Annotated in this window: 13 protein-coding genes, 6 tRNA genes and 3 other RNA genes; all 22 read left to right on the top strand. The window is 56.8% G+C overall.

The annotated features are described in order from the left end of the window. Nucleotides 1-189: 189 nt before the first annotated feature. The 22 genes from cydA (at nt 190) to pnuC (ending at nt 12,554) form a co-directional block, all read left to right on the top strand. Nucleotides 190-1,758, top strand: coding sequence for a cytochrome ubiquinol oxidase subunit I (gene cydA, locus CPH57_RS02845; RefSeq protein ID WP_004939873.1), 1,569 nt, complete (start codon nt 190-192; stop codon nt 1,756-1,758). Between the two features lie 14 nt (nt 1,759-1,772). Continuing rightward, nucleotides 1,773-2,912 (top strand): cytochrome d ubiquinol oxidase subunit II, encoded by a 1,140-nt coding sequence (cydB, locus tag CPH57_RS02850; RefSeq protein WP_015376980.1) that lies wholly within the window; start codon nt 1,773-1,775, stop codon nt 2,910-2,912. A gap of 17 nt (nt 2,913-2,929) precedes the next feature. After that, entirely contained in the window at nt 2,930-3,043 is a 114-nt protein-coding gene (gene cydX, locus CPH57_RS02855) for a cytochrome bd-I oxidase subunit CydX (protein ID WP_004939868.1), read from the top strand. Beyond that, complete coding sequence (ybgE, locus tag CPH57_RS02860; RefSeq protein ID WP_004939866.1) at nt 3,043-3,339, top strand: cyd operon protein YbgE; 297 nt, start codon at nt 3,043-3,045, stop codon at nt 3,337-3,339. The genes cydX and ybgE overlap by 1 nt, the downstream gene beginning before the upstream one ends. A gap of 130 nt (nt 3,340-3,469) precedes the next feature. Continuing rightward, entirely contained in the window at nt 3,470-3,874 is a 405-nt protein-coding gene (gene ybgC / locus CPH57_RS02865) for a tol-pal system-associated acyl-CoA thioesterase (protein WP_004939863.1), read from the top strand. Then, nucleotides 3,871-4,554 (top strand): Tol-Pal system protein TolQ, encoded by a 684-nt coding sequence (gene tolQ, locus CPH57_RS02870; RefSeq protein WP_004939862.1) that lies wholly within the window; start codon nt 3,871-3,873, stop codon nt 4,552-4,554. Before ybgC ends, tolQ begins: the two co-directional genes overlap by 4 nt. Before the next feature lie 12 nt (nt 4,555-4,566). Beyond that, nucleotides 4,567-4,995 (top strand): colicin uptake protein TolR, encoded by a 429-nt coding sequence (tolR, locus tag CPH57_RS02875; RefSeq protein WP_004939859.1) that lies wholly within the window; start codon nt 4,567-4,569, stop codon nt 4,993-4,995. Between the two features lie 81 nt (nt 4,996-5,076). Continuing rightward, entirely contained in the window at nt 5,077-6,303 is a 1,227-nt protein-coding gene (gene tolA, locus CPH57_RS02880; protein WP_046686581.1) for a cell envelope integrity protein TolA, read from the top strand. Nucleotides 6,304-6,435: 132 nt separating this feature from the next. Beyond that, the gene (tolB, locus tag CPH57_RS02885; protein ID WP_004939856.1) at nt 6,436-7,728 is read left to right on the top strand and encodes a Tol-Pal system beta propeller repeat protein TolB; all 1,293 of its coding nucleotides are present in this window, start codon (nt 6,436-6,438) and stop codon (nt 7,726-7,728) included. A 44-nt stretch (nt 7,729-7,772) separates the two neighbouring features. Then, nucleotides 7,773-8,288 carry a peptidoglycan-associated lipoprotein Pal gene (pal, locus tag CPH57_RS02890; RefSeq protein ID WP_004939853.1) on the top strand — a complete coding sequence of 172 codons (516 nt, stop codon included), beginning with the start codon at nt 7,773-7,775 and terminating at the stop codon, nt 8,286-8,288. Nucleotides 8,289-8,297: 9 nt separating this feature from the next. Further along, complete coding sequence (gene cpoB / locus CPH57_RS02895; RefSeq protein ID WP_004939852.1) at nt 8,298-9,092, top strand: cell division protein CpoB; 795 nt, start codon at nt 8,298-8,300, stop codon at nt 9,090-9,092. A gap of 178 nt (nt 9,093-9,270) precedes the next feature. Beyond that, nucleotides 9,271-9,346, top strand: a tRNA-Lys gene (locus CPH57_RS02900). 29 nt (nt 9,347-9,375) lie between these two features. Next, nucleotides 9,376-9,451, top strand: a tRNA-Val gene (locus CPH57_RS02905). Nucleotides 9,452-9,458: 7 nt separating this feature from the next. Further along, a tRNA-Lys gene (locus CPH57_RS02910) sits at nt 9,459-9,534 on the top strand. Between the two features lie 15 nt (nt 9,535-9,549). Beyond that, nucleotides 9,550-9,674: non-coding RNA, RtT sRNA (locus tag CPH57_RS02915), on the top strand. Nucleotides 9,675-9,826: 152 nt separating this feature from the next. After that, nucleotides 9,827-9,902: transfer RNA gene (locus tag CPH57_RS02920), tRNA-Lys, on the top strand. Between the two features lie 13 nt (nt 9,903-9,915). Continuing rightward, a non-coding RNA gene (locus tag CPH57_RS02925) (RtT sRNA) lies at nt 9,916-10,025 on the top strand. A gap of 45 nt (nt 10,026-10,070) precedes the next feature. Continuing rightward, nucleotides 10,071-10,146, top strand: a tRNA-Val gene (locus tag CPH57_RS02930). A 6-nt stretch (nt 10,147-10,152) separates the two neighbouring features. Continuing rightward, a tRNA-Lys gene (locus CPH57_RS02935) sits at nt 10,153-10,228 on the top strand. 74 nt (nt 10,229-10,302) lie between these two features. Continuing rightward, a non-coding RNA gene (locus tag CPH57_RS02940) (RtT sRNA) lies at nt 10,303-10,425 on the top strand. A gap of 321 nt (nt 10,426-10,746) precedes the next feature. Beyond that, nucleotides 10,747-11,808, top strand: a complete 1,062-nt coding sequence (gene nadA / locus CPH57_RS02945) for a quinolinate synthase NadA (protein ID WP_015376982.1) — start codon at nt 10,747-10,749, stop codon at nt 11,806-11,808. Nucleotides 11,809-11,828: 20 nt separating this feature from the next. Next, complete coding sequence (pnuC, locus tag CPH57_RS02950; protein ID WP_021504601.1) at nt 11,829-12,554, top strand: nicotinamide riboside transporter PnuC; 726 nt, start codon at nt 11,829-11,831, stop codon at nt 12,552-12,554. The last annotated feature ends 26 nt before the right edge of the window (nt 12,555-12,580 follow it).

The raw sequence follows: 12,580 nt of genomic DNA on the forward strand, positions 1-12,580 counted from the left end.
TCGGTTTTCAGTGGCGTGCTTGTCGACGGCCCGTGTGGGCTATTGGCCGAGTGTGCGGTTGAAAGCGGAGAAGCTGGATCAAATTTGTTGTGTTTAAGGGCATTCACTGCGGGGCGTTACTGGCGGCTTTGAAAGAAGCGTGCCGATAACCGCGTGTCGGAGTCTTCCTGCGAGGAGCAAGGAGTCAAGATGTTTGATATTGTCGAACTGTCGCGCTTACAGTTTGCTTTAACGGCGATGTACCATTTCTTATTTGTCCCATTAACGCTCGGTATGGCGTTCTTGCTGGCAATTATGGAAACGGTATATGTCCTGTCTGGCAAACAAATCTATAAAGACATGACCAAATTCTGGGGAAAGTTATTTGCGATTAACTTTGCTCTGGGTGTGGCCACCGGTTTGACCATGGAGTTCCAGTTCGGGACTAACTGGTCATATTTCTCTCATTACGTCGGCGATATCTTCGGGGCCCCTCTGGCTATCGAAGGTCTGATGGCGTTCTTCCTTGAATCGACGCTGGTCGGCCTGTTCTTCTTCGGCTGGGATCGTCTGAGCAAGGTGCAGCACATGGCGGTAACCTGGTTCGTGGCCCTCGGCTCCAACCTGTCCGCGCTGTGGATCCTGGTCGCCAACGGCTGGATGCAGAACCCGATCGCGTCGGATTTCAACTTCGAAACCATGCGCATGGAGATGGTCAGCTTCTCCGAGTTGGTGCTTAACCCGGTTGCGCAGGTGAAATTCGTTCACACCGTGGCTGCAGGCTACACCACCGGCGCCATGTTCGTGCTGGGCATCAGCGCTTACTACCTGCTGAAGGGCCGCGACATCGCTTTCGCCAAACGCTCCTTCGCCATCGCCGCCAGCTTCGGCATGGCAGCGGTGCTGTCGGTGATCGTGCTGGGTGACGAATCCGGTTACGAAATGGGCGACGTACAGAAAACCAAACTGGCCGCCATCGAAGCGGAGTGGGATACCCAGCCGGCGCCGGCGTCCTTCACCCTGTTCGGCATCCCCGATCAGGACAAGATGGAAAACTCCTTCTCTATTCAGATCCCGTATGCGCTTGGCCTGATCGCCACGCGTTCCACCGACACTCAGGTCACCGGCCTGAAAGATCTGCTGGCGCAACATGAAGTGCGCATCCGCAACGGCATGAAAGCCTACCAGCTGCTGGAAGAGCTGCGCGGCGGCAATACCGATCCTGCGGTGCGTGCGGAATTCAACAAAACCAAGCAAGACCTGGGCTACGGCATGCTGCTGAAGCGTTATACCCCGAACGTCAGCGACGCGACGGAAGCGCAGATCCAGCAGGCGACCAAGGACTCCATTCCACGCGTGGCGCCGCTGTACTTCGCCTTCCGCATCATGGTGGCCTGTGGCGTGCTGATGCTGCTGATTATCGGCCTGTCCTTCCTGAGCGTGGTGCGCGGCCGCATCGGCCAGAAAAAATGGCTGTTGCGTGCGGCGCTGTATGGCTTGCCGCTGCCGTGGATCGCGGTGGAAGCCGGCTGGTTCGTGGCGGAATACGGCCGTCAACCGTGGGCGATTGGTGAGGTGCTGCCGACCGCAGTCGCCAACTCTTCGCTGACCGCGGGCGACATTCTGTTCTCGATGGGGCTGATTTGCGGCTTGTACACCCTGTTCCTGGTGGCTGAAATGTACCTGATGTTCAAGTTTGCGCGTCTGGGGCCAAGCAGCCTGAAAACCGGCCGCTACCACTTTGAACAACCGACTGCCGCCGTGCAGGAAGCGCGCTAAACAGGAGTCCACGTATGTTTGACTATGAAGTACTGCGATTTATCTGGTGGGTGCTGGTTGGCGTACTGCTGATCGGCTTCGCCGTCACCGACGGTTTCGACATGGGCGTCGGCATCCTGGTGCGCATCATCGGTAAAACCGATACCGAGCGCCGGGTGATGATCAACTCCATCGCCCCTCACTGGGACGGTAACCAGGTGTGGCTGATCACCGCCGGCGGCGCGCTGTTCGCCGCCTGGCCGATGGTCTACGCAGCGGCCTTCTCGGGCTTCTACGTCGCCATGATCCTGGTGCTGGCGGCGTTGTTCTTCCGCCCGGTCGGTTTTGACTACCGTTCCAAGCTGGAGAGCAGCCGCTGGCGCAACATGTGGGACTGGGGCATCTTCATCGGTTCCTTCGTGCCTGCGTTGGTGTTCGGCGTGGCGTTCGGCAACCTGCTGCAGGGCGTGCCGTTCCATGTGGACGAGTACCTGCGTCTGTTCTACACCGGCAACTTCTTCCAACTGCTGAATCCGTTCGGTCTGTTGGCAGGCGTGGTCAGTCTGACCATGCTGGTCACTCAGGGCGCGACCTACCTGCAGATGCGCACCACCGGCGAGATCCACCTGCGGTCACGCGCCGCAGCGCAGATCGCGACGCTGATCATGGCGGTATGCTTCCTGCTGGCGGGTGTGTGGCTGGTTAAAGGCATCGACGGCTACGTGATCACTTCGGCGCTGGACACCATGGCGGAATCCAACCCGCTGCGTAAAGAAGTGGCGCATCAGGCCGGCGCATGGCTGATCAACTTCAACAAGTATCCGCTGCTGTGGGCCTTGCCTGCACTGGGCGTAGTGCTGCCGTTGTTCACAATCCTGTTCTCGCGTCTGGAGAAAGGCGCGCTGGCGTTCGTCACCTCGTCGCTGACCATCGCCTGCGTCATCCTCACTGCCGGGGTCACCATGTTCCCGTTCGTGATGCCGTCCAGCACCGTGCCTAACGTCAGCCTGACCATGTGGGACGCGACGTCGAGCCTGTTGACGCTGAAAGTGATGACCGTCGTGGCGGCGATCTTCGTGCCTATCGTTTTGGCGTACACCAGCTGGTCGTACTACAAAATGTTCGGTCGTCTCGACAAGAACTACATCGAAAACAACAAGCATTCGCTGTACTAAGGATAAGGAGCTAAACCATGTGGTATTTTGCCTGGATTCTCGGAACGCTTCTTGCCTGCGCCTTCGGCATCATCACGGCGCTGGCGCTTGAGCAGAGCGAAGCGACCAAAGCTCAGCAAGACGGTAAGTAATGAGCTCGTCCGTGATTGACAAGCTGTACGCTGTCACCGACAAGGGCCCGGTTCGGGCCCTTTCCCTGGTGCTGGCGTTGATTTTGGCGGGGTGCGTGTTCTGGGATCCGACGCGTTTCGCCGCCAAAACCAGCTCGCTGGAGATTTGGGAAGGGCTGTTGCTGATTTGGGCCGTATGCGCCGGAGTGATCCACGGCTTCGGATTCCGCCCGCAGCGCAGCGTCTGGCGCGCTTTTTTCGCGCCGCTTCCTGCAATTGTGATCTTGTGCGCAGGATTACTTTACGTTTCTTTATAATCTCCCCGATGTCCCCACGTTATGGGCCCTCACGGCCCATAATTATTTTCATTCCCATCTTGTAACCCATTCCCAACCCGATCTGTCTTGCGTATAGTAGCAGCGTTAAATTGCATTGCTGGGAAGTAGAGTGAGTAATACGTTGTTTCGATGGCCGGTTCGCGTTTACTACGAGGATACCGATGCCAGTGGTGTGGTCTATCACGCCCGCTACGTCGCCTTTTTTGAAAGAGCGCGCACAGAGATGCTGCGTCAGCACAACTTTCATCAACAGCAGCTGCTCAGTGAACAAGTCGCTTTTGTCGTCCGGCGCATGACGGTGGATTATCTGGCTCCGGCTCGTCTCGACGAGCAACTGGAGGTCCAGAGTGAAATCACCTCTCTGCGCGGGGCTTCTCTCACGTTTGCTCAACGCATTGTCAATTCTGACGGGGCCCTACTGAGCCAGGCAGATGTCCTGATTGCCTGTATTGATCCACACCAAATGAAGCCAAGAGCGCTTCCTAAGTCTATTGTCGCGGAGTTTAAGCAGTGACTGACATGAACATCCTAGATTTATTCTTGAAGGCGAGCCTGCTGGTTAAGCTTATCATGTTGATTTTGATATGCTTCTCGGTAGCCTCTTGGGCGATCATCATTCAGCGCACCCGCATCCTCAATGCGGCGACGCGTGACGCCGAAGCCTTTGAAGACAAATTCTGGTCCGGTATCGAGCTTTCCCGTCTGTACCAGGAAAGTCAGGCGCGTCGCGATAGCCTGACCGGTTCCGAGCAGATCTTCCATTCCGGCTTCAAAGAGTTCGCCCGCCTGCACCGCGCCAACAACCATGCGCCGGAGTCGGTGATCGAAGGAGCGTCGCGCGCGATGCGCATTTCGATGAACCGCGAGCTGGAAACGCTGGAAACCCATATTCCGTTCCTCGGCACCGTCGGTTCGATCAGCCCGTATATCGGCCTGTTCGGCACCGTGTGGGGGATCATGCACGCCTTTATCGCGCTGGGCGCGGTGAAGCAAGCCACGCTGCAGATGGTGGCGCCGGGTATCGCCGAAGCGCTGATCGCCACCGCGATCGGTCTGTTCGCCGCTATCCCGGCGGTAATGGCCTACAACCGTCTCAACCAGCGCGTCAACAAGCTTGAGCAGAATTACGACAACTTTATGGAAGAGTTCACCGCTATTCTGCATCGTCAGGCCTTCTCCAGCGACAGCAAATAAGTAGGAGGTAGCATGGCGAGAGTACGTGGACGTAGTCGGCGCGAGCTGAAGTCCGAAATTAACATCGTTCCGCTGCTCGACGTGTTGCTGGTGCTGCTGCTGATCTTTATGGCAACCGCGCCAATCATCACGCAGAGCGTGGAGGTTGACCTGCCGGACGCCACCGATTCCAAGACGGTGTCCAGCGATGACAATCCGCCGGTGATCCTCGAGGTTTCCGGCGTAGGTCAATACACCCTGGTGGTGGATCACAACCGTATGGAGCTGCTGCCGCCTGAACAAGTCGCGGCCGAAGCCAAGTCGCGTTTGGCGGCTAACCCGAAAACGGTCTTTTTGATCGGCGGTGCGAAGGAAGTCCCTTACGATGAGATTATCAAGGCATTGAATATTCTCCATCAGGCGGGCGTGGCTTCCGTGGGGCTGATGACCCAGCCGATCTGACCGTAAGGCCAACGGCAACCCGGTTCCTGCGCTGCGGCTCAGGAACCCCGTATAAGCAACACCAGTTTTTGGGAATCTATTTTGGTAAAGGCAACTGAGCAAAACGATAAGCTGAACCGCGCCGTTATTGTTTCGGTCGTTCTGCACTTCATATTGATTGCCCTGCTGATTTGGGGATCGCTGCAGGAAAAGGTCGACATGGGCGCCGGCGGTGGCGGTGATGGTACCGTGGTGGGCGCGGTGATGGTCGATCCCGGCGCGGTGGTGGAGCAGTACAACCGCCAGCAGCAGCAGAGCAACGATGCGCAGCGTGCCGAGAAGCAGCGCCAGAAAAAAGCGGAGCAACAGGCCGAAGAGCTTCAGCAGAAGCAGGCGGAGCAACAGCAGCGCCTGAAAGAGCTGGAGAAAGAGCGTTTGGCGGCGCAGGAGAAAGCCGCGCAGAACGCCAAGGCGCAGGCTGAGCAACAGCAGAAGGCGGCGGAGCAGCAGAAACAGGCCGCCGAGCAGCAAAAAGCGGCGGAAGCCGCCGCTGCGAAGGCCCAAGAGCAACAGAAGGTCGCCGAAGCCGCCGCCGCCAAGGCGAAGGCCGAAGCGGACAAGGTCGCCAAGGCGCAGGCGGACGCGCAGAAGAAAGCCGAAGCGGAAGCCAAGAAAGAAGCGGCCGCTGCCGCCGCCGCCAAGAAACAGGCGGAAGAGGCGAAGAAAGCCGCCGCCGCCGCGGCAGAAAAGAAAGCTGCAGAGGCCGCGGAGAAGAAAGCGGCTGCTGAAGCCGAGAAAAAAGCCGCAGCGGAAGCCGAGAAGAAGGCTGCTGCCGAGGCAGAGAAGAAAGCGGCGGCCGAGAAAGCCGCTGCCGCCAAAAAAGCCGCTGCGGACGCCAAGAAGAAGGCCGCCGCCGAGGCTGCGAAACAATCGGAGGAAGTTAGCGATCTGTTTGGCGGCCTGGCGGATGGCAAGAACGCGCCGAAAGGCGGCGGTGCCAAATCGAAGGGCGACGGTAAACCGGCCGGGCAGGGCAATGCCAAGACGGCTGGCGCCAGCGGGGCGGATATCAGCGGTTATATGGGGCAGATTCAAGGGGCGATTCAGAGCAAGTTCTATGACGCCAGTTCGTTCGCCGGCAAAACCTGCGACCTGCGTATCAAGCTGGCGCCGGACGGCCTGCTGATAAGCGTACAAGCAGCGGGGGGCGATCCTGCTCTGTGTCAAGCTGCGGTGTCTGCCGCCAAGTTGGCGCATATACCGAAGCCGCCGAGCGATGCCGTTTATCAGCACTTTAAGAATTCTATACTTGAATTCAAGCCGCAATAACGGTTGATTGAGTGAGTGTTATCACAGGGATGTACTAAGGTAACCAACAGGGATTATGTAGTTTTACGTAAGTTGGTTTGTTAAAATTCTGCTAATTTATCGCAGGCATCCCGCCTGGATAAGGGAGATGAGATGAAGCAGGCATTTCGAGTAGCGCTAGGTTTTTTAATTCTGTGGGCGTCCGTGTTGCACGCGGAAGTTCGCATTGAAATCACCCAAGGGGTCGACTCCGCTCGTCCGATTGGCGTGGTGCCGTTTAAATGGGCGGGCCCAGGCACGCCGCCGGAAGATATCGGCAAGATTGTCGGCGCGGATCTGCGCAACAGCGGCAAATTCAACCCGATCGACGTGGCGCGCATGCCGCAGCAACCTACCTCCGCGTCTGAAGTGACGCCGGCGGCCTGGACTGCATTGGGCATCGACGCCGTAGTGGTCGGTCAGGTTCAACCTGGCGCCGACGGCAGCTACCTGATTTCCTACCAGCTGGTGGACACCTCGGGTTCGCCGGGCACCGTATTGGCGCAGAACCAGTATAAAGTGACCAAACAATGGTTGCGTTATTCTGCCCATACCGCCAGCGACGAAGTGTTCGAGAAGCTGACCGGCATCAAGGGCGCGTTCCGTACCCGTATCGCCTACGTCGTGCAGACCAACGGCGGGAAATTCCCGTATGAGCTGCGCGTAGCGGATTACGACGGTTACAACCAGTTCACGGTGCACCGTTCGCCTGAGCCGCTGATGTCGCCGGCCTGGTCGCCGGACGGCAGCAAATTGGCTTACGTGACCTTCGAGAGCGGCCGTTCCGCGCTGGTGGTACAGACCCTGGCTAACGGCGCAATCCGCCAGATCGCCTCGTTCCCGCGCCACAACGGTGCGCCGGCGTTCTCGCCGGACGGCAGCAAGCTGGCCTTCGCGCTGTCCAAGAGCGGCAGCCTGAACCTGTACGTGATGAACCTCGGCTCCGGCCAGATCACGCAGCTGACCGATGGCCGCAACAACAACACCGAACCGACCTGGTTCCCGGATGGCCAGTCGCTGGCGTTTACCTCCGACCAGGGCGGGCGTCCGCAGATTTATAAAATCAGCGCCAGCGGCGGTGCCGCACAGCGTCTGACGTGGGAAGGATCTCAGAACCAGGATTCTGAAGTCAGCTCCGACGGTAAATTCCTGGTGATGGTGAGCACCAACAGTGGTGCACAACACATCGCCAAACAAGATCTTGGATCGGGCGCCGTTCAGGTTTTGACCGGCACCTTCCTGGATGAAACGCCTAGTATTGCGCCAAACGGCACCATGGTGATCTATAGCTCCACGCAAGGTATGGGCTCCGTGTTGCAGTTGGTGTCAACTGATGGGCGTTTCAAAGCGCGTCTTCCGGCAACTGATGGACAGGTCAAATTCCCTGCCTGGTCGCCGTATCTGTGATGCATGTGTAAATATGTATGGCAAACTATAAAAGGATCAAAGAAATGCAACTGAACAAAGTGCTGAAAGGGCTTCTGCTGGCACTGCCAGTTCTGGCTGTAGCAGCTTGTAGTTCTAACAAAAGCGCGAACAACGACCAATCTGGTATGGGCGCTGGCGCCGGCACTGGTATGGAAAACGGCAGCAGCAACCTGTCTTCCGAAGAACAAGCTCGTCTGCAGATGCAAGAACTGCAGAAGAACAACATCGTTTACTTCGGCCTGGACAAGTATGACGTAAGCTCCGAATTCGCTCAGATGCTGGACGCGCACGCTGCATTCCTGCGTAACAACCCGTCTTACAAAGTGACCGTTGAAGGCCACGCTGACGAACGCGGCACGCCGGAATACAACATCGCTCTGGGTGAGCGTCGTGCTAACGCCGTTAAAATGTACCTGCAGGGTAAAGGCGTTTCCGCTGACCAGATCTCTATCGTTTCTTACGGTAAAGAAAAACCAGCAGTACTGGGCCACGACGAAGCGGCTTATGCTAAAAACCGTCGTGCCGTTCTGGTTTACTAAGAGAATCGCATGAACAGTAACTTCAGACGTCACCTGTTGAGTCTGTCGTTACTGGTTGGCGTAGCGGCCCCTTGGGCCGCTACTGCCCAAGCGCCAATCAGTAATGTCGGCTCCGGCTCGGTCGAAGACCGCGTCACCTCGCTTGAGCGCATCAGCAATGCTCAAGGCCAGCTTTTAAACCAACTCCAGCAGCAACTCTCTGACAATCAACGCGACATTGATTCTCTCCGTGGACAAATCCAGGAAAGCCAGTATCAGTTGAATCAGGTCGTTGAACGCCAGAAGCAAATCTATCAACAGATGGATAGCCTCAGCCAGGGCGGCGCTCAGAGCGCCTCTGCGGCAGCAGGCGCTGCCGGCGGGGCAGCCGCAGGCGCATCTTCCGATGCGGGCAGCAGCGCGCCTGCAGCCGCTTCTGCAACGCCGAGCGGCGGTGATGAGAACAGCGACTACAACGCCGCTGTTTCTCTGGCGCTGGAAAAAAAACAGTATGACCAGGCGATTTCCGCCTTTCAGTCCTTCGTAAAACAGTACCCGAAGTCTACTTACCAGCCCAACGCCAACTATTGGCTGGGCCAGTTGTTCTACAACAAGGGTAAAAAAGACGATGCGGCCTATTATTTTGCGGTGGTGGTGAAGAATTACGCTAAATCACCGAAGGCGCCGGACGCCATGTACAAGGTGGGTATCATCATGCAGGAAAAAGGGCAGGCCGATAAAGCCAAGGCCGTGTTCCAGCAGGTGATTAAACAATACCCAACCAGTGCGGCGGCCAAGCAGGCGAAAAGTCGCGTAGGCGGTTAACGGTTAGAAAAATGAGCCCAGAAGTTAGTCGATTTGACCGATTTCTGGGCTCATTCGCGTGAAGAACAAGCAGTTGAACGCATCGGTAAAAAATTTAGGTTGCGCTGCCAAGATAAATTAGTAATATATGCCGCCGTTGCCAAGACATCTTGCAAGATGTTAAAGCGGCAGGGAAATTGGGTCGTTAGCTCAGTTGGTAGAGCAGTTGACTTTTAATCAATTGGTCGCAGGTTCGAATCCTGCACGACCCACCAATTTCTGAAGTAGCAGTAACCACAACAGTGGGTGATTAGCTCAGTTGGTAGAGCATCTCCTTTACACGGAGGGGGTCGGCGGTTCGAGCCCGTCATCACCCACCACTGTTATGGGTCGTTAGCTCAGTTGGTAGAGCAGTTGACTTTTAATCAATTGGTCGCAGGTTCGAATCCTGCACGACCCACCATTCTTTAAGAATGGCTGCGATAGAGAATCGTAAAGGATGAGAACCGTAAAGGTTCGAGTCTCGCGAAGCGAGACAACATCACTCCGGTGATGGCCCGCAAGGGCGAGGCCAAAGGCCGAGTTATCCTGCACGACCCACCATTCTTTAAGAATGGCAGCTTCAGAATCGGTTTGATGTGGCAAAGTAAAGGTCCGAGTCGAGTACCCGTCGAGTTGTCCTGAACATCCCCATCCTTGTTTTCCGCGAGTCGGTTCCAATAACCTATTCGCCATCAGCAGTAAACCACATCAGTGGGTCGTTAGCTCAGTTGGTAGAGCAGTTGACTTTTAATCAATTGGTCGCAGGTTCGAATCCTGCACGACCCACCACTCTTTAATAGAGCAAGGTGTTAAATCGTCAGGATGAGAACCGTAAAGGTTCGAGTCTCGCGAAGCGAGACAACATCACTCCGGTGGTGGCCCGAAGGGCGAGTTATCCTACACGACCCACCATTCTTTGAGTGGACAAGATGTGAAAAATAGCAGTACCACAGCAGTGGGTGATTAGCTCAGTTGGTAGAGCATCTCCTTTACACGGAGGGGGTCGGCGGTTCGAGCCCGTCATCACCCACCACACTGCGGGTCGTTAGCTCAGTTGGTAGAGCAGTTGACTTTTAATCAATTGGTCGCAGGTTCGAATCCTGCACGACCCACCAATTCAGAAAAAAGCGCCTTTTGGCGCTTTTTTCGTTTCTGTAACACCCAAACCTGACTTATCCTCTTGCCAACAGAGTTTACCGAGTTGTGCAGGATGAGAACCGTAGAGGTTCGAGCATCGCGCAGCGATACGACAACGCGCAGCGTTGCCCGCAGGGTGAGGCCACAGGCCGAATCAATCCTGCACGACCCACCCATTCAGAAAAAAGCGCCTTTTGGCGCTTTTTTCGCCTCTGCAGCACCCCAACCTGAATCCCTGCTTTCTCGTTTCAACTCTGCGCCAATCGGCATCCGGGTCTTCCCTGGGCGTTATGCGTCTTCGCCAGGCCATTATCCGCTGTGTTCTGCGCGGCTCACTCCAGTGTTTTTAATCTATTAAACACTAAGTGCGCAAATTTGAAAATATCAGCGGACTTTTCGCGCAATTTTAGGTATTTTGTTTAGTATATAAAACGAAGGGCGTTGCGGCAGGCGATATTCAAATGGCAGGCGCCCAGCCTAGCATGAGATTGCAGCGATGAGTGAAATGTTTGATGTCAACGCGGCGGTGTATCCTTTCCCGCCCAAACCGGTACCGCTGGACGTAGCGGAAAAAGCCTTTTATCGCGAAAAGATCAAAACCTTGCTCAAGCAGCGCAATGCGGTGATGGTCGCCCACTACTATACCGATCCGGAAATCCAGGCGCTGGCGGAAGAAACCGGTGGCTGCGTGGCGGATTCGCTGGAAATGGCGCGCTTCGGCAGCGCCCATCCGGCTTCCACGTTGTTGGTGGCCGGCGTGCGCTTCATGGGGGAGACCGCCAAGATCCTCAGCCCGGAAAAACAGGTGCTGATGCCGACGCTGTTTGCCGAATGTTCGCTGGATCTGGGCTGCCCGGAAGAGGAATTTCATGCGTTTTGCGACAGCCATCCCGATCGCACCGTGGTGGTCTATGCGAATACCTCGGCGGCGGTCAAAGCGCGCGCTGACTGGGTGGTGACCTCCAGCATCGCCGTCGAACTGATCGAGCATCTGGATAGCCTGGGCGAGAAAATTATCTGGGCGCCGGATCGTCATCTCGGCAGCTACGTGCAGAAGCAGACCGGCGCTGACGTGTTGTGTTGGCAAGGCGCCTGCATTGTCCATGACGAGTTTAAGACCCAGGCGCTGCGGCGCATGAAGGCGCTCTATCCGCAGGCGGCCATCCTGGTGCATCCCGAATCGCCTCAGGCGGTGGTCGAGTTGGCGGATGCGGTGGGATCGACCAGCCAACTGATTCAGGCGGCGAAAACATTGCCGCATCAACAGCTGATCGTCGCCACCGATCGCGGTATCTTTTACAAGATGCAGCAGGCTTGTCCGGACAAGGAGCTGTTCGAAGCGCCGACCGCCGGGGAAGGCGCGACCTGCCGCAGCTGCGCGCATTGCCCGTGGATGGCGATGAATGGCCTGAAGGCGATTGCCGAAGGGCTGGAGCAGGGGGGCGCGCAGCATGAGATCCACGTGGACGCCGCGCTGCGTGAAAAGGCGCTGGTGCCGCTGAACCGCATGCTGGATTTCGCCGCTCAGCTTAAGATGCAGGTTAAAGGCAACGCTTAACCGTTTAAAAGGATGACCTCATGAGCTTCTTCAGTACCAGCAATATTCTGGTGCATATTCCGCTTGGCGCGGGCGGTTACGATCTGTCGTGGATCGAAGCCATCGGCACACTGTTCGGGTTGCTGTGCATCTGGTACGCCAGCAAGGAAAAAATCATCAACTACCTGTTCGGCCTGATCAACGTCACGCTGTTCGCGGTGATTTTCTTCCAGATCCAGCTGTACGCCAGCCTGCTGCTGCAGCTGTTCTTCTTCGGCGCCAATATTTACGGTTGGTATGCCTGGAGCCGCCAGACCCAGGATAATCAGGCTGAGCTGCAGATCCGCTGGCTGCCGCTGCCGAAAGCGCTGGCTTGGGCGGCGGTGTGCGTCATCGGCATTGGCCTGATGACCTTTAACATCGACCGCGTGTTCGCCTGGCTGACGCAGATTGCGGTGGCGGTGATGCAAGGGCTGGGGCTGAACGTACAGATGCCGACGCTGCAGCCGGACGCCTTCCCGTTCTGGGATTCGGCGATGATGGTGCTGTCCATCGTGGCGATGATCCTGATGACGCGCAAGTACGTGGAAAACTGGCTGCTGTGGGTGGTGATCGATGTCATCAGCGTGGCGATCTTCGCTTACCAGGGCGTTTACGCGATGGCGCTGGAGTACGTCATTCTGACGTTGATCGCGCTGAACGGCTCCTGGCTGTGGATCAAGAGCGCCGGGCGCAACCATTCCAATCCGTTATCTTCCGCTCCGTAACAACGTAGAGGGCGCCGTGATGGCGC

It is taken from the genome of Serratia sp. JKS000199 (genome assembly GCF_900215455.1).
In the GTDB taxonomy this organism is placed as follows: domain Bacteria; phylum Pseudomonadota; class Gammaproteobacteria; order Enterobacterales; family Enterobacteriaceae; genus Serratia; species Serratia ureilytica.

What these genes read in the sequence shown, in the direction of transcription:
- cydA (WP_004939873.1), top strand. Translation starts at nt 190, where the DNA reads ATGTTTGATATTGTCGAACTGTCGCGCTTACAGTTTGCTTTAACGGCG.
- cydB (WP_015376980.1), top strand. Translation starts at nt 1,773, where the DNA reads ATGTTTGACTATGAAGTACTGCGATTTATCTGGTGGGTGCTGGTTGGC.
- cydX (WP_004939868.1), top strand. Translation starts at nt 2,930, where the DNA reads ATGTGGTATTTTGCCTGGATTCTCGGAACGCTTCTTGCCTGCGCCTTC.
- ybgE (WP_004939866.1), top strand. Translation starts at nt 3,043, where the DNA reads ATGAGCTCGTCCGTGATTGACAAGCTGTACGCTGTCACCGACAAGGGC.
- tolR (WP_004939859.1), top strand. Translation starts at nt 4,567, where the DNA reads ATGGCGAGAGTACGTGGACGTAGTCGGCGCGAGCTGAAGTCCGAAATT.
- tolB (WP_004939856.1), top strand. Translation starts at nt 6,436, where the DNA reads ATGAAGCAGGCATTTCGAGTAGCGCTAGGTTTTTTAATTCTGTGGGCG.
- pal (WP_004939853.1), top strand. Translation starts at nt 7,773, where the DNA reads ATGCAACTGAACAAAGTGCTGAAAGGGCTTCTGCTGGCACTGCCAGTT.
- cpoB (WP_004939852.1), top strand. Translation starts at nt 8,298, where the DNA reads ATGAACAGTAACTTCAGACGTCACCTGTTGAGTCTGTCGTTACTGGTT.
- nadA (WP_015376982.1), top strand. Translation starts at nt 10,747, where the DNA reads ATGAGTGAAATGTTTGATGTCAACGCGGCGGTGTATCCTTTCCCGCCC.
- pnuC (WP_021504601.1), top strand. Translation starts at nt 11,829, where the DNA reads ATGAGCTTCTTCAGTACCAGCAATATTCTGGTGCATATTCCGCTTGGC.